The organism is Staphylococcus sp. GDX8P114P-2 (assembly GCF_017892945.1).
GTDB classification, from domain to species: Bacteria; Bacillota; Bacilli; order Staphylococcales; family Staphylococcaceae; genus Staphylococcus; species Staphylococcus arlettae.
Genome location: NZ_JAESMB010000008.1, coordinates 246,730 through 268,124, shown reverse-complemented (window position 1 = coordinate 268,124; position 21,395 = coordinate 246,730). Strand labels below are relative to the sequence as shown.

Below are 21,395 nucleotides of genomic sequence, written 5' to 3'. Positions count from 1 at the left end.
TAATTGTCCTCTGAATGTTACGACGCCAGTGTTATAATGAAGTGAATGAAGAGCAGAGTTATACACTGGAGGAGAGCATGGCATGACAAAACAGAAAGTTTCGATTATAGGTGCAGGTAATACAGGCGCAACATTAGCATTTATTACAGCACAACAAGGACTAGCGGACGTAGTACTTATTGATCGACCAAAATCAGAAGGTCCGGTACAAGGAAAAGCATTAGATATTTTGGAAAGTAGCCCTATTTTTGGTTTTGATAGTAACGTCGAGGGAGCAGTTGACTATCAAGCTACGAAAGATTCAGATGTCGTAGTTATTACAGCAGGTGTTCCAAGGAAACCGGGGATGAGCAGAGATGATCTTGTTCAAACAAATGAAGCGGTTATGCGTGAGGTGACAGAGCAAATCGTCCAGTACTCACCACAATGTAAAATTATTGTCTTAACTAATCCAGTAGATGCTATGACATACACAGTTTATAAAGCATCAGGCCTACCGAAAAGTCATGTGATAGGGCAATCAGGTATTTTAGATACTGCACGTTATCAAACGTTTATTGCTGATGCATTAAATGTTTCCGTAAAAGATGTCAAAGGATTGGTATTAGGTGGACATGGAGATGACATGGTGCCATTAGTGCGTTCGACAAATGTGAATGGTGTGCCACTAGCTGAGTTGCTGGCACAAGACAAGATCGAAGCGATTGTTGAGCGTACGCGTAAAGGCGGAGCAGAAATTGTGGGATTATTGGGCACTGGCTCAGCATATTACGCACCTGCAGCTGCAATTTATAGTATGTTAGAAGCTATTATTAAAGATCAAAAAAGATTGTTGCCTAGTATTGCTTTATTAAAAGGTGAATACGGCTATCATGATATATGTTTAGGTGTACCAACAATTTTGGGTGCACAAGGTATAGAAAAAATTGTCACTTTATCACTGTCAGCAGATGAACAAGCTCAATTAGATACGTCTGCAAAAGCAGTAACAGACGTTAAAGCAGCATTACAACAATTTTAAATATGACATAAACGAGGCTGGTGCATTGATATGCACCAGCCTCGTTTAATATTGTACTGTATATACTTGTGTTTACACTTAGTACTCAAATGTACCAGAATTTTTTATTAAATTATAACAGTCGAGATAATGTAATATCTTAGTTATGTGATAACAACAATGCATACGTATAAAGCTACATATTCAAAGAAAGTTAGAATATACATATATTTTAATCTTAATTTAACGTTAAATGGTACAGCCCATTTAGAATAACGGTGTTCATAATACCATAATTGTAAGGCAAACAAGCCGATACCTAATGGAAATAACATCAAAATAATGCTGTGAAGTAATGAAAAACCAACATCATGTAGTAAATGCCCAATAATTAATTGTAGCACCACAATAACAGCGATTAAGATAATTATATTCAATGTCATTTCGCTAATCGTACTCCTTTCATAAACACAATGATAAGTAATTGCAATACCATCATGAGTACAATAAAAGCAAGTGTGCTTGGGTTTATTGCTTGTGCGACATCTTGTAACACACTTAGAGGCTCGTTAATTAAATAAACAGAATGAAATCTTAAAAAGCGCCCCATATATACACCTAGACCATTTAAAAACATCATTAATACAATGATTGTGTTATTTAACCATCGATATTGAGTGAAGTGATTGATTTCGATATAGATGAGCGTTAAACAATAAGTAGCTAAAGCAACTCCAGCTAACAAATACGTAAAATAAATCCATTCAATAATAGTTAAACCAGCGTAAAAATTAAAGCGGAATTGATTTAAATGAATTAAGTCAGTGACCATATAAAAGGTATTAGGAACCATAAAAATAAAGATTAGACTAAATATAATGAATAATGGCCATTCGAAAACTTTTTTAGGTTTAAATAAGTTCAGCAAATAGCATAATTCAAGTGGAATATAAGCTAATATTAAATTTAACGTCATAAAACTATAAACATCATTACTAAACAAAGAAATCGTCAACAGTGCAATAAAAGCAATGCGGGCAATATAGCGGGATTTCATAGTACCACCTTTCTTTTATTTGAGCTGAACTCAAATTTCTATATTATATATTTAAAGTAATTAACTAATTTATAAATACGAGATTCAATAATACTAGTTTTACGACGTGGAATCAATAAAAAAACAAAGAGGTACATTTTGAAGTATTATAATATATTAGTACTTGTGTTAATGAAAATGCATAAGTAAGGTGACCGATTTCACTACGTAGTTGGTTGTAACTGTATGGAAATCAAGTCACCTAATTAACTGAGTTATTATGCATCTAATAGATTTAATCCAATGTTATCATTATGTTTACGGTTAATATCTAAATTAGTCATCGTGATCACAATTTCAGCAGTTGCAGATACAATTGCTTTTGACAGGTGACCACTTAAAGTTTGGTATTGGTTCGTACCAAAAGTAGCATGTAAATGTGCAAAAGGTGTATCATCGATGTGAGAAATATTACCTAATAAACTAATTAGTTCTAATGGTTCGTTAAATGTTTGTTTTTCATATGTTTTCGTGTCTAAATTGTAAAAATTTAATTCGACCCCTTCGCAAGCTCCAATACCGCTAACTGTACCAAATTTACCATTTTGTTCACGTGCAACATCTGTAACGGCTGAGATGATATCTTCGCCTTGTTCTAAAATTAAAACGATTGTATTTCCATCAACTTGATATACCATATTGACCCTCCATAAAAATGATTTCATTACTATTATACATATAGATAACTATCAATTGTAATTTTATGTTTTAAAGTTTAAATTAACTATTGTATTAGTTATGTTAGATGTAATAAAATATTGTAATATTATGTAATATTGAGTTGAATTTGGATACAATAAAAAGTGAGTTGCATTTCATATGTAAAAAGGAGGGTGAATAATGAATAGACAGTTTTATGTTTTATATTTTAATATCTTTTTAGTTTTCTTAGGTATAGGTTTAGTAGTCCCTGTTTTACCTGTATATTTAAAAGATTTAGGTTTAAAAGGTAGTGACTTAGGTATTTTAGTCGCTGTATTCGCGTTAGCACAAATGATTATTTCACCTTTTGGTGGTACATTAGCAGATAAGTTAGGAAAGAAACTTATAATTTGTATTGGGTTATTCTTATTTGCAATTTCTGAGTTTTTATTTGCAGTAAGTCATACATTTGAGTTGCTTATTATTTCAAGAGTGTTAGGTGGATTTAGTGCTGGTATGGTAATGCCAGGTGTTACAGGTATGATTGCGGATATCTCACCTTCTTCAGATAAAGCGAAAAACTTTGGTTACATGTCTGCGATTATCAATTCAGGTTTTATTTTAGGTCCAGGTATTGGTGGATTTTTGGCAGAATTTTCACATCGCTTACCGTTTTATGTAGCAGGTGTGAGCGGTTTAGTAGCTTTAATACTTTCTATAGTATTTATTCACAATCCGAAAAAAGCAACCACAGATGGTTTTACAAAATATCAGCCGGAGCTGTTGTCGAAAATTAATTGGAAAGTGTTCTTAACACCGATAATTCTTACTCTAGTATTGGCATTTGGGCTTTCATCTTTTGAAACGTTATTCCCATTATATACTGCAGATAAAGCACATTATTCGCCTTTAGATATTTCAATAGCTATTACTGGTGGTGGGATATTTGGTGCAGTATTCCAAGTCTTTTTCTTCGATAAATTTATGAAATACTTTAGTGAGTTAACTTTTATCACATATGCACTCATTTATTCAGCAATTATATTAGCTGCGCTAACACTAACAAATAGTTATTGGGCAATTATGGTAGTCAGCTTTGTAGTGTTTATTGGTTTTGATATGATACGACCTGCCATAACTAATTATTTTTCAAACATTGCAGGTGATCGGCAAGGTTTCGCTGGAGGATTGAACTCCACATTTACTAGTATGGGGAACTTTATCGGTCCATTAGTTGCAGGAACTTTGTATGATATTAATTTTGAATTTCCAATTTACATGGCTGTTTTAGTTATGATTATAGGCATTATTGTAATTCGAATAGAAAAAGTATTGAGAGTTAGACGTAATAGGAAAGCTAGTTAGAAAAGTAATATTATAAAAGGAACTAACAGATAAGGGATGCATTCTTAACTGTTAGCAAATTATATAGTAAAAACACTGTAGCAAATCGCTACAGTGTTTTTTTGATGTAGATAGCTGTGCTGTGAATTATCAGAATATTGGCCATTATAACTACTATGTGACAAAGATGTTAATCATAGCCAGTGAATTTATTAATATTGTTACAGAGATTACATTTATTTTAAGTTGCATTCTATATAACTTTTTAAATATCATTTTATGCTAATATAAATATAAATAAAACATACTAAAGAAAGGAGCGTTTATGAAAAATTTAATATTAAGCATTGTAGCTGTTATGCTTGCCTGTTTTCTAGCGTTCCTTCTTTTTATAGCTACTAACCAACAAGCGTTAGTAAAAGTTCACGAAACGATTTCGAACTTTTCAACATTTGATAGTGTAGCGAAAGGTAAAACATTGATAAATACAGATGAAAACCATTCTGCGAAGGCTGCAATTACAGGTGACAAAGCTGAAGAAAACCCCTATAATGCTAAAGATTATGTACCTATTGCCGAAGAAAGTTCTCATGATGCTAGTAATAAAAAAGTGGCACAAGCTAACTTGCCGTCGTTTAATGTAGCATTAAAAGCTGCTCAAGAAAAAGTGAATAATAATAATAACTCACAAAACGAATACAATGATTACGCTATCGACAACACTTGTCAGGGGGCGTATTATTATATTTTTACATTCAAAAATGCTAAGAAACCACATAGTTTTTATAGAGTAACAGTTGATAAGCATGAAAATGCTGTAATATTTGATGATGCATATAAACCAGTGCCACAAGATGAAGCTCGAAAACCAAATGTGTCAGCACAAGAATCTGAGGTCATCGCGCAAAAATATGCAACAGATCATTTTACCCAAACACCACGATTAGAAAAAGTTAAAGAAGCTAAACAAGGAATGCTATATGTTTTTGTTGATGTACAAACTAAAAAAGAGCTGAAATTAGTAATTACTAAGTCTGGAAAAATTATTACACAACCAGCGCTAAAATAGTATAAACAAAATAAAAATGTTATGATTCACATAAGTTGTGTTAACGACTTATGTGAATTTTTTTGTTTTGTTTATAAATAACTAAAGCAGGTTATCATTATTATAATAATAGATGTAAATGAGTACTTTGATGAAAAGGATGAACGTTGTGAAACAGATAAAGAAAGCAATTATACCAGCAGCAGGTCTAGGCACTCGATTTTTGCCTGCAACTAAAGCAATGCCTAAAGAAATGTTACCTATATTAGATAAACCAACAATCCAATACATAGTTGAAGAAGCGGCACGTGCCGGCATTGAAGATATTATTATTGTTACCGGTAAACATAAACGTGCAATAGAAGATCATTTTGATAATCAAAAAGAACTAGAGATGATATTAGAATCAAAAGGAAAAAATGAATTGTTAGAGAAAGTTAAATATTCAACTGAACTTGCTAATATTTTCTATGTAAGACAAAAAGAACAAAAAGGACTTGGTCATGCCATATACTCCGCACGTCAATTTATTGGTGATGAACCCTTCGCAGTCTTATTAGGTGATGATATTGTTGAATCTGATACACCAGCAATAAAACAATTGATGGATATTTATGATGCTACAGGTAATTCTGTTATTGGAGTTCAAGAAGTGCCAGAAGATGAAACACATCGTTATGGTATTGTAAAACCATGCGCGCAACAACAACGTAGATATGAAGTTGAACAATTCGTTGAAAAGCCGAAAGCTGGCTCAGCACCTTCCAATTTAGCTATAATGGGACGTTATGTCTTAACAGCTGATATCTTTAGTTATTTAGAAACTCAAGGTGAAGGTGCCGGTGGTGAAATACAATTGACGGATGCGATTGAGCGTTTAAACAAAGATACACAAGTTTATGCTTATGATTTTGAGGGTGATCGTTACGATGTTGGTGAAAAACTAGGTTTTGTCAAAACGACAATCGAATTCGCGTTAAAAGATGCATCAATGCAAGATGATTTAAAGGCATTTTTAAAAACTTTAGAGCTTGAAAATTGAAAATGTGCTACATCGTAATTCTAGAAAAGTGACATTACTTACAATGTCAGACTTAATTACAAAAGAGGCGATACAATCAACGATATAGGTTGATTGTATCGCCTCTTTTTTAGTTAATAACATTCGTAAACGGCACATATGACTGAAAACGTTCAAAATTAAAGTTAAATTTGATTGTTTTTGAATGAAAATGATAAAAAATGATTGATTTAAGAAACCGTATACATTATAATATAGCGAAGATGAGGTGAACCGATGATTACAGAAAAGCGTCATGAATTAATTTTACGTGAACTTTCTAAACGAGAGTTTTTGTCATTACAAGAATTAGTCGAAAGAATTGGTTGTAGTACATCTACAATCCGCCGAGATTTATCAAAACTCCAAGCTATTGGTAAATTAACAAGGGTTCATGGAGGAGCAAAACTGAATCAATCCGTTGTATTAGAGCCGAATTTAACAGACAAAAGACGACAAAATTTGGAAGAAAAAAAAGAAATTGGCAGATTTGCTGCTACTTTCATTCAAGATAACGATTGCGTGTTTTTAGATGCTGGATCGACAACGCTCGAAATGATTCCTTACATTGAAGCGTCTGATATAACAGTGGTGACTAATGGGTTAACACATATAGAAGAATTATTAAAACATGGAATTAAGACATTGACACTAGGTGGTGAGGTGAAACCTACCACTTTTGCCACAGTAGGTCCTAATGCGTTAGCGTCTTTACAACGTTACCGTTTTGACAAAGCTTTTATAGGCATGAATGGTATTGATTTAAAGTATGGACTGACAACACCAGATGAGCAAGAAGGTTTGATCAAACGAGAAGCTATGAATTATGCCTTGAATACATTTATTGTGGCCGATACTTCGAAATTCCATAAAGTGTACTTTGCACATGTTCCAATGGTAAATGAGGCAACAATTTTAACCTCACATGCAGTTTTACAATTAGAAACATACGAAATATTTTCACAACATTACCGAATTTTAGGAGGCACAAGATGATTTATACAGTGACATTCAATCCTTCCATTGATTACATAATGTTTGCTGATGATTTTAATCTTAATCAATTGAATCGGACATCAGCGACTTATAAATTTGCGGGAGGTAAAGGTATTAATGTATCTAGAGTATTGAAAACACTAGATGTGCAATCAACAGCTCTAGGATTTGTTGGTGGGTTTCCTGGTGCCTTTATTACAAATACCTTACATCAGCAAAACATTGCTACAGACTTTGTTGAAATTGCTGATGATACACGTATTAACGTGAAATTAAAAACAGGTACTGAGACAGAAATTAATGCGCCTGGTCCCAATATTACGCAACAACAATTTCAAGATTTACTGACTAAAATAGGACAAACTACACCGCAAGATATAGTTGTAGTAGCAGGTAGTATACCTAAAAGTGTTCCTGCAGATGCATATCAACAAATCGCTGCATTGACACGAAAAACAGGAGCACAATTAGTGGTGGACGCTGAAAAAGATTTGGTGGAGTCAGTGTTATCTTATGAACCATTATTCATTAAACCGAACAAAGATGAATTAGAAGTGATGTTTAATACTACGATTAATTCAGATGAAGAAGTAGTGAAATATGGTAAAGAAATTTTAGCGCGTGGGGCACAATCAGTAATCATTTCACTTGGTGGTGCAGGAGCTATATACATTGATAAGTCACAAAGTTTAAAAGCAACTGTACCAAACGGTAATGTTATTAATACTGTTGGCTCGGGAGACAGCACAGTAGCAGGTATGGTTGCAGGATTAAATCAAGGATTGGCTATTGAATCGGCATTCAAACAAGCAGTTTCAGCAGGTACTGCAACAGCATTTACTGAGGATTTAGCACAACAACAAGCAATATTAGATATTAAGCAACAAGTCGTCATTAGTAAGATAGATGGGAGTGAATATTTATGAGAATCACCGAGTTATTAACATTAGATACAATAGCGATGGATGTCGAAGCAACAAATAAAAATGGGGTTATCGATGAACTAGTAAACCAATTAAATCAAGCAGGTAAATTGAATGATGTCGAAGCATATAAAGAAGCTATTCATCAACGTGAAGGTCAAAGTACAACAGGAATTGGTGAAGGGATAGCTATTCCGCACGCAAAGGTTGCGGCTGTTGAGACACCAGCAATCGCTTTTGGTAAATCTAAAGCAGGTATAGACTACCAAAGTTTAGATATGCAACCGGCACATCTCTTCTTTATGATTGCAGCACCAGAAGGTGGCGCGCAAACACATTTGGATGCTTTAGCTAAATTGTCTGGTATTTTAATGGATGAACAAGTTCGAGCAGATTTATTAGCTGCTGAAACACCCGAAGAAGTACAAGCAATTATTAATAAAGCTGATGATGAAGCTGTAGAAGATGAAGAAGAGAATGATAGTGCTGCAACAACTACCGATGAGGAAGTGGCTGAAGATACTCCATATATTTTGGCAGTAACAGCTTGTCCTACAGGTATAGCACATACTTATATGGCACGCGATGCTCTGAAAAAGCAAGCGAACCAAATGGGTGTGAAAATGAAAGTAGAAACGAATGGTTCTGGAGGTATCAAGAATCATTTAACAGATGAAGATATTAACAAAGCTACTGGTATTATTGTAGCAGCCGATGTTCATGTTGAAACAGATCGTTTTGCAGGCAAAAATGTAGTTGAAGTACCTGTAGCAGATGGTATAAAACGACCAGAAGAATTGATTAATATGGCACAAGATGATTCACGCCAACCATTTGTGGCTAAAAACACTAACAGTCAACAATCAACAGAGAAATCAACTGAAAAGCAAGGCGTTGGGAAAACAATTTATAAACACTTAATGAATGGTGTTTCTAATATGTTGCCATTAGTTATTTCTGGTGGTATTTTGATGGCAATTGTATTCCTATTTGGTGCGAATTCGTTTGACCCGAAAAGTGGAGATCATAACGCTTTTGCAGAACAATTATGGAATATAGGTAAAAACAGTGCTTTTGCCTTAATTATCCCTATTTTATCTGGTTATATTGCACGTAGTATTGCTGATAAACCTGGTTTTGCGGCTGGTTTAGTAGGTGGTATGCTTGCTATTTCTGGTGATTCAGGGTTTATCGGTGGTATTTTAGCAGGTTTCTTAGCAGGTTATTTAACACAAGGTGTGAAAAAATTAGTAAGTGGTTTACCACAAGCATTAGAAGGTTTGAAACCGACATTAATTTATCCATTACTTTCAGTGACAGCTACAGGATTACTAATGATTTATGTTATTAATCCACCTGCATCTGGATTGAATAACTTATTGTTAAATGGATTAAACAGTCTTTCAGGAGCGAATATTGTATTACTTGGTTTAGTTATTGGTGCAATGATGGCCATTGATATGGGTGGACCATTCAATAAAGCAGCATATGTATTTGCAACTGCTGCATTAACAGAAGGTAATACTGCTCCAATAACTGCAGCTATGATTGGTGGAATGGTACCTCCTATGGCTATCGCAACAGCTATGCTCTTATTTAGAAAGAAATTTACGAAAGAACAAAAAGCTTCTATTGCGCCTAACTATATTATGGGCTTATCTTTTATTACTGAAGGTGCAATCCCATTTGCAGCTGCAGATCCGCTACGTGTAATACCTTCAATGATGGTAGGTTCTGGTGTTGCAGGAGCCATTTCACTTGGTCTAGGATCAGCAATTCAAGCGCCTCATGGAGGTATTATTGTTATGTTAGCTACAGACTTTGGTCATGTAGTGCAATCATTAATAGCTCTAATTATAGGTGCGCTTATAGGGGCAATAATGTATGGCTTGTTGAAAGCAAAACCAACTGAAAATGAATTAAATGCTTTACAAGAGACAAATGACTAATTGGCAGACGTAAGCTATTAAACTATTTTGTTCGAAGTAGCTCTGTTATATAAATAAGTTAAGTAAGAAATTAAAGAAGTAGGGAAATCAGGTAAGTTATTCTTGATTTTTAACCTACTTCTTTTTTATGCTTTAATAAATGTATATATTATTCACGGTGAACGATTTCATGTAGAATATAAGTGATAGTGAAAAAACAATAATAAACAAATAAAGAAGGTTTGAATGTTGGAAAATTACGTTATTACAAATGGGACAATTTATACAGAGACTGGTGTTATTGAACACGGACATATTGAAGTAGCACACGGCAAAATTAAGCATGTAAGTAAAGGGGACTATCAAGGACAACTACCGACTATTGATGCCCAATTTAATCATATATTACCAGGTTTTATTGATATTCATATTCATGGTGGATATGGAGAAGACGCAATGGATGCATCTGCAAAAGGTTTAACACATTTAGCAACTTCGTTATTAGCAGAAGGCACAACAAGCTTTCTAGCTACGACTATGACTCAGTCTGATGACAACGTGACTCAGGCTTTGAAAGTTATTGCACAATATATCGATAATCAAGACGATAACAGTGCTGCAGAGATTGTAGGTATCCATTTAGAAGGGCCATTTATTTCAGAAGATAAAGTGGGAGCACAAAATCCTAAATATGTACAACGACCATCAATCGACAAAATTAAATATTTTCAACAACTAGCACAACAAAATATAAAGATTATTACTTTTGCTCCAGAAGTTGCAGGTGCAAGTGACACACTTAGTGCATTACATGATGATATTATCTTCTCTATTGGACATACGACTGCGACATTTGATGAAGTCAATGAGGCACAACAACTAGGAGCACGACATGTGACACATCTTTATAATGCAGGGACGCCGTTTGAACATCGTCAACCGGGGCTGTTTGGGGCTGCTTGGACTAATGATCAGTTGCGTACTGAACTCATTGTAGATGGTATTCATGCACACCCTGCAGCTGTGAATATTGCGCTTAGACAAAAAAGAATAGAGCGTTTTTATCTTATTACTGACGCGATGCGAGCTAAAGGAATGCCTGACGGAACTTATGATCTCGGTGGTCAAGATGTCATCGTCCGAGGTTCAGAAGCACGTTTAGCTTCAGGAGCGTTGGCAGGAAGTATTTTAAAAATGAATGAAGGACTCAAAAATTTAATGTCATTCACACAGCGTACATTAAATGAATTATGGCGTGTTACGAGTTTAAATCAAGCGCTAGCTTTAAATCTTGCACACCGTAAAGGTAGTATTCAACATGGCAAGGACGCAGATTTAGTTATTGTAAATTCTAACATCGAAGTGCTTACAACTATTAAAAAAGGTACCGTCCACGAATTTAATAAGTAACTTACAATGTTAGATTGAATATGAATAAACTTAAATTGAAAATATATTGAATTCTAAGCTCATGATTACAATTGACACTTACCTTGTGATAAAATGTAGACTATACGTCAATTTTTAGGGAGGTGTCACAATGGGAAGGATCTAAAGTTATCTAAGAATGCATTACAACTATATTTAACATACACGGCCACCTATTGTGGCACGTAAAATTTGGAGGTGAATCCCTAGAAATAGGGAATTAATTGGAAACAGTACCCATAATGAACTTAATTATATTCTTTCTACTAATCGCATTAACTACAGTCTTCGTAGGTTCGGAGTTTGCATTGGTGAAAGTAAGAGCCACTCGAATAGAACAACTTGCATCAAAAGGTAATGGTGGCGCTAAAGTTGTTAAAAAAATGATTGAAAAACTAGATTATTATTTATCAGCTTGTCAACTTGGTATCACGGTAACTTCATTAGGACTTGGTTGGTTAGGTGAACCTACTTTTGATAAATTGTTACATCCGTTATTCGAACTAATGCAATTACCGGAAGCATTGACGACGACAATTTCATTTATCGTAGCATTTATTATTGTTACTTATTTACACGTAGTATTAGGGGAGTTAGCTCCAAAAACATTAGCAATCCAACACACTGAAAAAATTGCATTAATTTATGCACGCCCATTATATTATTTTGGCGTTATCATGAAACCATTAATTTGGTTAATGAATGGTTCAGCTCGTGTCATTATTCGTATGTTTGGTGTAGATCCAGATGCGAACAATGATGCTATGTCAGAAGATGAAATTAAAATCATCATTAATAATTCTTATAATGGTGGTGAAATTAACCAGACTGAATTAGCATATATGCAAAATATTTTTTCTTTTGATGAAAGACACGCTAAAGATATTATGGTTCCACGTACACAGATGGTAACGCTAAATGAACCATTTAATTTGGATGAATTGTTAGAAACATTAAAAGAACATCAATTTACACGTTATCCAATAACTGAAGATGGTGATAAAGACCACGTTAAAGGCTTTATTAATGTTAAAGAGTTATTAACCGAATACGCATCAGGAAAAGCAATAAACGCAAGTGACTTTGTACATGAACTGCCTATGATTTCGGAAACAACACGCATTAGTGATGCATTGGTTCGTATGCAAAGAGAACATGTGCATATTAGTTTGATTATTGATGAATATGGTGGAACTGCTGGTATTTTAACAATGGAAGATATCTTGGAAGAAATTGTGGGTGAAATTCGCGACGAATTTGATGATGATGAAGTTAACGATATTGTGAAGAAAAATGACGAAACTTACCAAATCAATGGCCGCGTATTACTAGATGATTTAAACGAACAGTTCGATATTGAATTTGAAGATTCGGAAGATATAGATACAATAGGCGGTTGGCTACAAGCACACAATACTAACTTGCAACAAAATGATTATGTCGATACTGAATATGATCGATGGATTATCTCAGAAATTGAAAATCATCAAATTATTTCTGTAATTTTAAAAATAGAATATAATCAAGAGCGAAAAACACCTGAAGAATTAGAAGAAGAAACCGACGATTAATAGTTAACGTTTATTAAATCACATATTTAAGTGATTTAATAAACGTTTTTTTATTTGTAATTTATAGAAGATGGTTAAAATTTTAAAAAAAAGGCAATAGAGAATTATTAACACTATTAATATAGCAACATAACCATGAGAGGAGTTATACAATGGAGAATGATGTTTATTATTTAAACAATGGTTACCCAATGCCTAAAATTGGACTAGGTGTATATAAAATTACTGACAATGAAATGGCAACAGCAATTGAAAGTGCCTTAGAAGTTGGTTATCGTGCATTTGACACTGCTTACCTGTATGACAATGAAGTAGCGTTAGGACGCGTATTAAAGCAGTCAGAAATAGCAAGAGATTCCTTATTTATTACATCGAAACTATGGAATGATTATCAAGGTTTTGAAAGTACGTTAAAACAATTTAATCAATCATTAGAACGATTAGGTACAGATTATTTGGACTTATATTTAATTCATTGGCCATGTGCTGAAGATGATTTATTTATAGAGAGCTATAAAGCTTTAGAGCAATTATATGAAGAAGGTAAGGTACGTGCCATTGGTGTTTGTAATTTTACTAAAGAACATTTGGAGAAATTAATGGATGCAACTGACATTGTGCCAGCAGTGAATCAAGTAGAAGTGCACCCGTATTTTAATCAACAACAATTACAAGATTTTTGTGATGACAACGACATTGCTGTTACTGCATGGATGCCACTAATGCGTAATAGAGGGTTATTGGATGATCCAGTTATTGTAGAGATAGCGAAACGTTATAATAAAACCCCAGCACAAGTTGTTTTGCGTTGGCATTTAGCCCACAATAGATTGATTATCCCAAAATCTAAAACACCTGAACGTATTGAAGAAAATTTCAATATTTTTGATTTTAATTTAGAAGTTACTGATATTGCGGAAATTGACGCATTAAATCGCAATGATCGCCAAGGTCATGATCCTGATTCAGTTAAAATAGGTACATTACGTTAACTTAATGTCGCATCATACATTACTTGGAAGTGTGATATAAAGGTTTTTAGTTCATTTATTTAAGAATACTTGGTAATATAAAGTTACAAATTATATTTTAAAGAAAAGTATATATCCCACTACTTAAAATAGTATTTTAAGCAGATACTAATTGCTTAATTATCCCCGTTATTAGCAATTAAATTAAATAACAAGTAATTTATAAGCACTTTATTAACTAGGCATTAAGATTGTGTAAATTTAATTGTTTGTTATGGAATCATGCGATTTATTATTGATAAAGTGGAAGAGAAGTAAATGGAATGAAGGTGTTGATGAGATGAATATTAGAGTTATAGTACCTTGTTATAATGAAGGTGAAGTTATACTAAAAACATATCAACGATTAACTGAAGTGTTATTAAATGACAGTATACGTCATGATTATGAATATGATATTTTATTTGTCGATGATGGAAGTAAAGATGCAACAATCAATTATATTCAAGATGCCGCACAAAAAGATAATCATGTAAAATTTATTTCTTTTAGTAGAAATTTTGGTAAAGAATCTGCGATGATAGCAGGTTTTCAACATAGTAAATCGTGTGATGCAGTCATTATGATTGATGCAGATTTGCAACATCCACCAGAGCTTATCCCTCAAATGGTTGACGGTTATATGGATGGTTATGATCAAGTAGTTGCTAAGCGTAACAGAGAGGGTGAAAAGGAATCACGTAAGTTACTCACGCGCTGTTATTATAAAATGATCAACTACTTTGTTGAGGATATCAAATTAGAAGATGGTATTGGCGATTTTCGTTTGTTAAGCCAACGCGCAGTTAACTCCATGGCTTCATTGGAAGAATATAACCGTTTCTCTAAAGGTTTATATGAATGGATTGGTTATAATACTAAAGTCTTCACTTATGACAATGTAGAGCGTGAAGACGGTGAATCTAAGTGGTCTTTCAGTAAGTTACTCAATTATGGAATTGATGGCTTGATTTCGTTTAATAATAAGCCATTGCGTGCCATGATTTATTTAGGGCTGTTTATTTCTTTTGTGAGTGTATTATATATTCTATTTGTCTTCGCAGGTATTGTTTTAAATGGTATCGAAACACCAGGTTATTTCTCAACGATTGCAGCCATCTTATTATTAGGAGGTATCCAATTAATATCAATTGGCATTATTGGGGAGTATATAGGGCGCATCTATTATGAAGTTAAACAACGTCCGAAATATATTGTATTAGCGACGAATATTGAAAGTGATGAAGCTGATAAAGCTGATGTCAAACATGCTAACCAAATGCATCATGAGGAATTGAACCAAAGCATAGAAGAAAAAACACAGCGGTCGTTACTAAAAAATAGATAATTAGTTTTCAGTGAGTAGATAAGATCTAGTATTTTAACTCAACACAAAAGCAGCTAACTCATAGTAAAACTATGGGCTAGCTGCTTTATCATGTTACAAACATAAAAAGATGATGTTAGGTGTTATCATCTTCCTATTAATTTATTTTTTACGTAGTTTACCAACGACAAATGATACGATTGCTACTAAAATGATTGTACCAATCAATGCAGGGAAAATGGCAATGCCGCCTAAATGCCAACCCCAGTCACCAAGTAACCAAGAACCAAGTGCTGAACCTACGATACCTGCAATGATATTACCTAAAATACCACCGGGTATATCTTTACCTACAATGCCACCAGCTATCCAGCCGATTAAACCACCGACGATTAACATTAGTATAAATCCCATGACTAAGAGCCTCCTTCTAACAAAATTTAACAGTCTATCTATACCACAAAAATAAATCAATTAATCATTTTGTTTAGAAAAAATATTTTGCCAAAATATAAATGCAATAAATACAATGTAAATAATTAAAAATGCATACCAGTATGGTGTTAATAAAGTCATTAAGATAAAGGACATTATGAGCATAAGGTTACCAATTAAAATTGGACGTTTAATTTTATTAATAAGTTTAAAGTGCATTTGTTCTTCTGGTTGAAATGTACTGTAAAATAAAAATATTGCACCTATAAGGGCTATGGCTGGTGCTAAATAAGGAATAGACATGTAGTAAGAATCATGACTAGTGCTATATGTAAGAATAGTTGATGTACTTAAAATAATAGTAAGTACCACCGCAATAAACTTTTGTTCTTTGATTACAAACACATCTACTACGCGATTAATATAAAGTTGCAATAATGTCCATGCTAAAAATAACAAAATTGTAAAAAAGGAAATATAATCATATTCGCCTACTATAAATAAATTAATAAGACCATTAATAGTGAGTGCAATGAGAACAGAGCTATACTTTAGTTGTTTGAAATTCTGGCGATAGAGGTCAATACCAAGAATGACAACTGTCGCAATAATGTTGATGATAATAGATATTAGCATTTTGGTCTCCTTACATTTTACTTCATTGCAACATTATACCAATTAATAATGTGTTAAGCATTTAATAACATTTGATATGTTAAAATTTTGTAAATTTCAGTGGCATTGAAGAAATAGGCAATAGCAAAGTTTCTGACATTATTGGCAGTTTTTGGTGCACGCTTTCCGCGGGCACTGCCTCAGCCTATAGTCTTCGACAAGTGTTATTCCCACAGGAGTCGGCCCAAAGCACTGCCAATATTATAGAAATTGCTTAGGAGAATTAATATCTAAAGTTTATTTATTGCCAATACGCCAAGAGCTATCGGCAAAGTCTCCAATTTTGTTGGCAGTTTTTGTTAACGTTTACCGTGAGCATGGAGACTATTGTTTTTTAGATAAAGTAGTTCATTTTGCACTTTTCTTTAAAAACGATACAACTTGATGTCTTAGTCATCTGAATATATTGAATTTGTACTAAAGTATTTAAACGCCTTTTTTATTACTCCAAAGTAACGTATGAAGTTGAGGTAAGACATAGACGTTATTCATATCAGCACTGCCCATTACACGATTGACCAGTGATTCATATAAAGATAATAGTTTGGAGGTGTGATCAGCTACCTGTTCACCGTCTAAATAAGGATTTCCAACTTGTAAATAGAAGGGAATGTTAGGATATCTGTGATGAATCATTTTTGCAAAGTCGTAATCTTCATCGGTAAAAATAACGACTTTAAGACTTAATGCCTCGTCGTGACATTGTTCAATAACATTGTCTAAGATGGGTAAATTTGGTTTCATTAGTGAACTTGGTGGCTTAGGGCTAATAGTTAAATCATCAATTTGTAGCATCCAAGGTTGGAATTTGCTGCCTTGAGTTTCTAAAGCACTTTGGATGTTTTTGCTATCAAATAGGTCTACTAGGTCTTGAATACCTTTGATTAAAGCTGGATTGCCCCCTGAAATAGTTACATGATTAAATAATTCGCCGCCGATTGCATACAATTCCTCGTAGATTTCTGCTGCAGTCATCATGCGAATGTCTTCTTTTGCACTACCATCCCATGTGAAGCTAGAGTCACACCAACTGCATCGATAATCGCAGCCAGCTGTTCTGACAAACATAGTTTTACGACCAATAACACTACCTTCACCTTGAATAGTAGGTCCAAATATTTCTAACACTGGAATTTTAGCCATTGCGATGCTCCTTTGGACGAAATACTACATAACTCGTTGGAGTTTCACGGACATACACTTGTAAACATTGTGGCTGATTAGTACGTTGGTTAAGGGCATTTTGTATTAATTCATAGATTGTATGTGCTACAACTTCAGTCGAAGGGCTTTTTCCTTGAAATTCAGGTAGCTCATTGAGTAACTGATGGTCAAATTTGCCATGTACTAATTGTTTTAAATCGCTAAAATTAACGAGAAATCCGTTATGATCCAATGTATCACCTGCAATAGTCAAATTCACAAAGTAAGTATGACCATGCGTTCGCATACATTTTCCAGCATCTTCACTAGGTATATAATGAGCGGCAGAAAAGTTAAAGTCTTTATTTAATTCATACATATAATCATGTGCTACATTCGGATAATTTTGTTGAAACATTAAAGATTCTCTCCTTTAGTCGCTAAATATTGCGTGAGGCCACGTGTTCTCAAATGACAAGCTGGACATTCACCACAACCTTGACCAATAATACCATTATAGCAAGTAAGTGTTTGGTCTTTAATGTAATCTAAGACACCAAGTTGGTCACTGAGTTTCCAAGTTTGTTTTTTATCTAACCACATTAATGGAGTATGTAAGACGAAATTTTTGTCCATTGCTAAATTCAATGTTACATTCATTGATTTTACAAAGCTATCGCGACAATCAGGATAACCTGAAAAGTCTGTTTCGCAGACACCAGTAATGATATTTTTAATATTTAATTGATAAGCTAAAGCACCAGCGAAAGATAAGAAAAGTAAGTTTCGTGCAGGTACAAAGGTGTTAGGGACACCATCCTCAGCTGTATCGATTGCGAGCTCATGATTAGTTAAAGCGTTTGGAGTGAGTTGTGATAACAACGACATATCTAATACATGATGTTGTAAATTTTGTTCATGTGCAATACGTTTTGCAACGTCAATTTCCGTCTGATGTCGCTGACCATAATCAAATGTTACTAAAGTCACCTCATCAAAGCGTGCCTTTGCCCAAAAAAGACAAGTCGTACTATCTTGTCCGCCACTGAAAACGACTAGCGCTTTACTGTGGTCTAATATATCTTGTGTCATAATTAAGTTTGCTCTCCTTTAAAAGGTAATAGCTAGCAATATTAGAAAAATAGACATAAAAAAACGTCTATCTCTATAAAAAGACAGACGAAAGTGTGTCTAGTTTTTTATAGAGGGTATCAGCTAGAAACCTCTGTTAATTAAATTATACGGAGAATAGAATAATATATTTAAGCTGTAAAAGCAAGTCGATATTTGGGATAATTAAAGTGTCTACAAACCAAAATGTTGTTATGAAAGAGGTAAAAGTTAACATGATAGTTATGATAGATAATAAAGATTCATTTACATATAATTTAGTAGACTATTTAAATAGTATGAGTCAGCAACCGATTACTGTTATCGACGTTGATGACTTAAATATAGCTCAATTACAAGCAAGTAAACCAAGTGCCATTGTTATTTCACCAGGTCCTGGTCGTCCAGAAGACTATCCAATGTTATATCAATTAATTCAAACATTTGAACAACAAATACCGATATTAGGCGTGTGTTTAGGTTTCCAATTACTTGTCTCGTATTATGGTGGAGAAATTATACCGAATGTGCGACCAGTACACGGACATGTGGCTGCACTAACGCATACTAATCAGGGCATATTTTATGGTATCCCACAACAATTTAGTGTGATGCGCTATCATTCACTCATGGTCAATAGGCAAACGTTGCCCAAATCTTTAATAATAACTGCAGAAACGAGTGACCATATTATCATGGGCGTGCAGCACCGAGAGCATCCCATCTTTGGTGTACAGTACCATCCAGAGTCCATTTTAAGTCAATATGGACATAAACAATTACGATTATTTCTTGAAAAGATAGGTGATACAAGTGCAAGTCCATTTTAATTATCGGTATTATTTAGATGATGTTGACTATCAAACTTATAATATGACATTGACTCAATATATTGATAAAGCTGTTGCTCGACAACTTTATCAAGTAGGAGATGTCGTGGCTTTTGCAGAACAGATGCAAGCAGCTGGCTATTACGTTGCGTTGTATTTACCTTACGAAGCGGCACCTTTTTATAATGAAGATATGGCTACTTGTACAGTGCCGTCTTCTTACATCTATGCGGCAGCATATGTATTTGCTGATACAGTTCAAGGACATCAAATTGAGTCAATACAGCAGACGGAAAATAAACATCAATTTCAATTTATATTGCCAGATGATACGTTAACAACTCATATTAAAACAGTGCAACAAGAAATTGTTAATGGTAATACGTATCAAGTAAATTATACGACACGACTAAAAGCTCCTATACAAGAGCATATTTCTACATTGTATTATCAATTACGATGTCACAATAATGGAAATTATGGAGTGCTACTAGATACAGATGAAATTAAAGTTGCCTCGGCATCACCTGAATTATTCTTTCAACAAGGTGATTTTCAAGGGCATTCGAATATGATTGTAAGTAAGCCAATGAAAGGAACGATTGCACGTGGTGTTACACCAGCAGCAGATGCAGCAAACTATGAGCGTTTACGAAACTCGTCAAAGGACCAAGCTGAAAATGTTATGATCGTTGATTTATTGCGTAATGATATCGCTCGAATTGCTCAAACAGATACGGTTAAAGTGTATAATTTATTTGCTATTGAAATGTATCATACAGTATATCAAATGACATCTATGGTTAGTGGCAAACTACGAACTGCGTTATCATTGAATAATATAATGGCGGCATTGTTTCCATGTGGCTCGATTACAGGTGCGCCGAAATTAAATACAATGAAATATATTAAACAATTAGAACAAGTGCCTAGAAATATATACTGTGGCACTATAGGTTTATTGTTGCCAGAACAGCGTGCGATTTTTAATGTTCCAATTAGGACATTACAGTATATTGAAAATGAAGCGGTCTATGGTGTGGGTGCAGGTATTACCATTGATTCTGATCCACAAGCAGAAATACAAGAATTTAAAGATAAATCCAAAATATTGGGGAGATTGTAATGATATTATTTGAAACTATGCAATTAGATGAAGGTCAAATAAAGCGTTTAGCCTATCACAAAGCACGTATTAAACAATCGAGTAAACAGTTTGCATACCCATTTAACGACAAGTTGTGGGATGACACGATTACATCAATCGAAAAGCAATATCCAACACAAATGAAACGCATTAAATTGACATTGGATGAAAGTGGGAAAATGGACTATCAAATATTCCCACTTACAACTAAAAATCACTTTACTGCAAAATTACAGTGTGTGTCTCAACATGTACCTAAAGCATATGTCATTAATAAAACATCACAACGCGAGCATTTACGACACAATCATGAAACGGATTTAATTTTATTATATAATGAAGAAGGTAAAATATTAGAATTTGATATTGGCAATATTGTTATAAAAGAAGATGGTCAATGGTATACACCGTCTTATAATGAGGACTTCTTGCGTGGGACAATGCGTCAATATTTATTAGAACAGGAAAAAGTGAAAGTTAAAGATTACGATATAGCGTCATTTAAATATAAGGTACAACATGATTTAATTGAAGTAATGTTAATAAATAGTTTACGCGAGGTTGCTGATGTTGAAATTTATCTATAGAATAGGTGAAGTATTGAAGCAATGCGTTTTATAAAGACGCATAGTTATTTTATTAGTTCTTAACGCGTAATTAAGAATACAATGAAAATATAAAG

General features: G+C 33.9%; 22 protein-coding genes. 14 read left to right on the top strand and 8 right to left on the bottom strand.

What is annotated here, in order from left to right; genetic code table 11:
- The first annotated feature begins 82 nt into the window (after positions 1–82).
- Positions 83–1,021, top strand: coding sequence for a malate dehydrogenase (gene mdh, locus KA845_RS04375; RefSeq protein ID WP_103388052.1), 939 nt, complete (start codon positions 83–85; stop codon positions 1,019–1,021).
- Between the two features lie 143 nt (positions 1,022–1,164).
- Here mdh and KA845_RS04370 read toward each other — a convergent pair whose 3' ends face one another.
- The 3 genes from KA845_RS04370 to KA845_RS04360 form a co-directional block, all read right to left on the bottom strand.
- The gene (locus KA845_RS04370) at positions 1,165–1,443 is read right to left on the bottom strand and encodes a hypothetical protein (RefSeq protein ID WP_002508922.1); all 279 of its coding nucleotides are present in this window, start codon (positions 1,441–1,443) and stop codon (positions 1,165–1,167) included.
- A complete protein-coding gene (locus KA845_RS04365) occupies positions 1,440–2,057 on the bottom strand; it encodes a DUF1361 domain-containing protein (RefSeq protein ID WP_002508921.1) in 618 nt (205 codons plus the stop codon). The genes KA845_RS04370 and KA845_RS04365 overlap by 4 nt, the downstream gene beginning before the upstream one ends.
- Positions 2,058–2,314: 257 nt before the next feature.
- Positions 2,315–2,734, bottom strand: a complete 420-nt coding sequence (locus tag KA845_RS04360; RefSeq protein ID WP_002508920.1) for a PPC domain-containing DNA-binding protein — start codon at positions 2,732–2,734, stop codon at positions 2,315–2,317.
- A 202-nt stretch (positions 2,735–2,936) separates the two neighbouring features.
- Between KA845_RS04360 and norA the strand changes: the two genes are divergently transcribed.
- The 10 genes from norA (at position 2,937) to KA845_RS04310 (ending at position 15,394) form a co-directional block, all read left to right on the top strand.
- The gene (norA, locus tag KA845_RS04355) at positions 2,937–4,103 is read left to right on the top strand and encodes a multidrug efflux MFS transporter NorA (protein WP_107377706.1); all 1,167 of its coding nucleotides are present in this window, start codon (positions 2,937–2,939) and stop codon (positions 4,101–4,103) included.
- Between the two features lie 304 nt (positions 4,104–4,407).
- On the top strand, positions 4,408–5,151 hold the full coding sequence (locus KA845_RS04350) for a hypothetical protein (protein WP_107377707.1): 744 nt from the start codon (positions 4,408–4,410) through the stop codon (positions 5,149–5,151).
- A 148-nt stretch (positions 5,152–5,299) separates the two neighbouring features.
- A complete protein-coding gene (gene galU, locus KA845_RS04345; protein WP_002508917.1) occupies positions 5,300–6,172 on the top strand; it encodes a UTP--glucose-1-phosphate uridylyltransferase GalU in 873 nt (290 codons plus the stop codon).
- A gap of 255 nt (positions 6,173–6,427) precedes the next feature.
- On the top strand, positions 6,428–7,186 hold the full coding sequence (locus tag KA845_RS04340; RefSeq protein WP_107377708.1) for a DeoR/GlpR family DNA-binding transcription regulator: 759 nt from the start codon (positions 6,428–6,430) through the stop codon (positions 7,184–7,186).
- Positions 7,183–8,112 carry a 1-phosphofructokinase gene (gene pfkB / locus KA845_RS04335; RefSeq protein WP_210127799.1) on the top strand — a complete coding sequence of 310 codons (930 nt, stop codon included), beginning with the start codon at positions 7,183–7,185 and terminating at the stop codon, positions 8,110–8,112. The genes KA845_RS04340 and pfkB overlap by 4 nt, the downstream gene beginning before the upstream one ends.
- Positions 8,109–10,058: a PTS fructose transporter subunit IIABC gene (locus tag KA845_RS04330; RefSeq protein ID WP_002508914.1), complete on the top strand. Its 1,950-nt coding sequence runs from the start codon at positions 8,109–8,111 to the stop codon at positions 10,056–10,058. The genes pfkB and KA845_RS04330 overlap by 4 nt, the downstream gene beginning before the upstream one ends.
- A 228-nt stretch (positions 10,059–10,286) precedes the next feature.
- Positions 10,287–11,447 (top strand): N-acetylglucosamine-6-phosphate deacetylase, encoded by a 1,161-nt coding sequence (gene nagA / locus KA845_RS04325; RefSeq protein ID WP_210127816.1) that lies wholly within the window; start codon positions 10,287–10,289, stop codon positions 11,445–11,447.
- A 242-nt stretch (positions 11,448–11,689) separates the two neighbouring features.
- Positions 11,690–13,036: a hemolysin family protein gene (locus KA845_RS04320; protein ID WP_193325096.1), complete on the top strand. Its 1,347-nt coding sequence runs from the start codon at positions 11,690–11,692 to the stop codon at positions 13,034–13,036.
- Between the two features lie 152 nt (positions 13,037–13,188).
- Complete coding sequence (locus KA845_RS04315; protein WP_002508911.1) at positions 13,189–14,028, top strand: aldo/keto reductase; 840 nt, start codon at positions 13,189–13,191, stop codon at positions 14,026–14,028.
- A 319-nt stretch (positions 14,029–14,347) separates the two neighbouring features.
- Positions 14,348–15,394, top strand: a complete 1,047-nt coding sequence (locus KA845_RS04310; protein WP_021459152.1) for a glycosyltransferase family 2 protein — start codon at positions 14,348–14,350, stop codon at positions 15,392–15,394.
- Positions 15,395–15,535: 141 nt separating this feature from the next.
- Here KA845_RS04310 and KA845_RS04305 read toward each other — a convergent pair whose 3' ends face one another.
- The 5 genes from KA845_RS04305 to queC all read right to left on the bottom strand — a co-directional run bounded on the left by KA845_RS04305 (position 15,536) and on the right by queC (position 18,718).
- Complete coding sequence (locus tag KA845_RS04305; protein WP_002508909.1) at positions 15,536–15,787, bottom strand: GlsB/YeaQ/YmgE family stress response membrane protein; 252 nt, start codon at positions 15,785–15,787, stop codon at positions 15,536–15,538.
- A 60-nt stretch (positions 15,788–15,847) separates the two neighbouring features.
- Entirely contained in the window at positions 15,848–16,444 is a 597-nt protein-coding gene (locus KA845_RS04300) for a hypothetical protein (RefSeq protein WP_002508908.1), read from the bottom strand.
- 465 nt (positions 16,445–16,909) lie between these two features.
- The gene (gene queE, locus KA845_RS04295; protein ID WP_021459151.1) at positions 16,910–17,626 is read right to left on the bottom strand and encodes a 7-carboxy-7-deazaguanine synthase QueE; all 717 of its coding nucleotides are present in this window, start codon (positions 17,624–17,626) and stop codon (positions 16,910–16,912) included.
- Entirely contained in the window at positions 17,619–18,044 is a 426-nt protein-coding gene (gene queD / locus KA845_RS04290; protein WP_021459150.1) for a 6-carboxytetrahydropterin synthase QueD, read from the bottom strand. Before queD ends, queE begins: the two co-directional genes overlap by 8 nt.
- The gene (gene queC, locus KA845_RS04285; RefSeq protein WP_193325097.1) at positions 18,044–18,718 is read right to left on the bottom strand and encodes a 7-cyano-7-deazaguanine synthase QueC; all 675 of its coding nucleotides are present in this window, start codon (positions 18,716–18,718) and stop codon (positions 18,044–18,046) included. Before queC ends, queD begins: the two co-directional genes overlap by 1 nt.
- Before the next feature lie 254 nt (positions 18,719–18,972).
- Here queC and KA845_RS04280 point away from each other — a divergent pair, with 254 nt between their 5' ends.
- The 3 genes from KA845_RS04280 to KA845_RS04270 are packed head-to-tail and all read left to right on the top strand — an operon-like array spanning position 18,973 to position 21,300.
- Positions 18,973–19,566 carry an anthranilate synthase component II gene (locus KA845_RS04280; protein WP_021459148.1) on the top strand — a complete coding sequence of 198 codons (594 nt, stop codon included), beginning with the start codon at positions 18,973–18,975 and terminating at the stop codon, positions 19,564–19,566.
- Positions 19,550–20,692 (top strand): chorismate-binding protein, encoded by a 1,143-nt coding sequence (locus tag KA845_RS04275; RefSeq protein ID WP_193325098.1) that lies wholly within the window; start codon positions 19,550–19,552, stop codon positions 20,690–20,692. Before KA845_RS04280 ends, KA845_RS04275 begins: the two co-directional genes overlap by 17 nt.
- Positions 20,692–21,300: an aminotransferase class IV gene (locus KA845_RS04270; protein ID WP_021459146.1), complete on the top strand. Its 609-nt coding sequence runs from the start codon at positions 20,692–20,694 to the stop codon at positions 21,298–21,300. Before KA845_RS04275 ends, KA845_RS04270 begins: the two co-directional genes overlap by 1 nt.
- Positions 21,301–21,395: the final 95 nt, after the last annotated feature.

Coding starts and splice junctions, on each gene's coding strand:
- queC (WP_193325097.1), bottom strand. CDS start 18,718: ATGACACAAGATATATTAGACCACAGTAAAGCGCTAGTCGTTTTCAGT.
- norA (WP_107377706.1), top strand. CDS start 2,937: ATGAATAGACAGTTTTATGTTTTATATTTTAATATCTTTTTAGTTTTC.
- KA845_RS04315 (WP_002508911.1), top strand. CDS start 13,189: ATGGAGAATGATGTTTATTATTTAAACAATGGTTACCCAATGCCTAAA.
- KA845_RS04300 (WP_002508908.1), bottom strand. CDS start 16,444: ATGCTAATATCTATTATCATCAACATTATTGCGACAGTTGTCATTCTT.
- KA845_RS04360 (WP_002508920.1), bottom strand. CDS start 2,734: ATGGTATATCAAGTTGATGGAAATACAATCGTTTTAATTTTAGAACAA.
- KA845_RS04340 (WP_107377708.1), top strand. CDS start 6,428: ATGATTACAGAAAAGCGTCATGAATTAATTTTACGTGAACTTTCTAAA.
- queE (WP_021459151.1), bottom strand. CDS start 17,626: ATGGCTAAAATTCCAGTGTTAGAAATATTTGGACCTACTATTCAAGGT.
- KA845_RS04310 (WP_021459152.1), top strand. CDS start 14,348: ATGAATATTAGAGTTATAGTACCTTGTTATAATGAAGGTGAAGTTATA.
- queD (WP_021459150.1), bottom strand. CDS start 18,044: ATGTTTCAACAAAATTATCCGAATGTAGCACATGATTATATGTATGAA.
- KA845_RS04330 (WP_002508914.1), top strand. CDS start 8,109: ATGAGAATCACCGAGTTATTAACATTAGATACAATAGCGATGGATGTC.
- KA845_RS04365 (WP_002508921.1), bottom strand. CDS start 2,057: ATGAAATCCCGCTATATTGCCCGCATTGCTTTTATTGCACTGTTGACG.
- KA845_RS04270 (WP_021459146.1), top strand. CDS start 20,692: ATGATATTATTTGAAACTATGCAATTAGATGAAGGTCAAATAAAGCGT.
- mdh (WP_103388052.1), top strand. CDS start 83: ATGACAAAACAGAAAGTTTCGATTATAGGTGCAGGTAATACAGGCGCA.
- KA845_RS04305 (WP_002508909.1), bottom strand. CDS start 15,787: ATGGGATTTATACTAATGTTAATCGTCGGTGGTTTAATCGGCTGGATA.
- KA845_RS04350 (WP_107377707.1), top strand. CDS start 4,408: ATGAAAAATTTAATATTAAGCATTGTAGCTGTTATGCTTGCCTGTTTT.
- KA845_RS04370 (WP_002508922.1), bottom strand. CDS start 1,443: ATGACATTGAATATAATTATCTTAATCGCTGTTATTGTGGTGCTACAA.
- KA845_RS04280 (WP_021459148.1), top strand. CDS start 18,973: ATGATAGTTATGATAGATAATAAAGATTCATTTACATATAATTTAGTA.
- pfkB (WP_210127799.1), top strand. CDS start 7,183: ATGATTTATACAGTGACATTCAATCCTTCCATTGATTACATAATGTTT.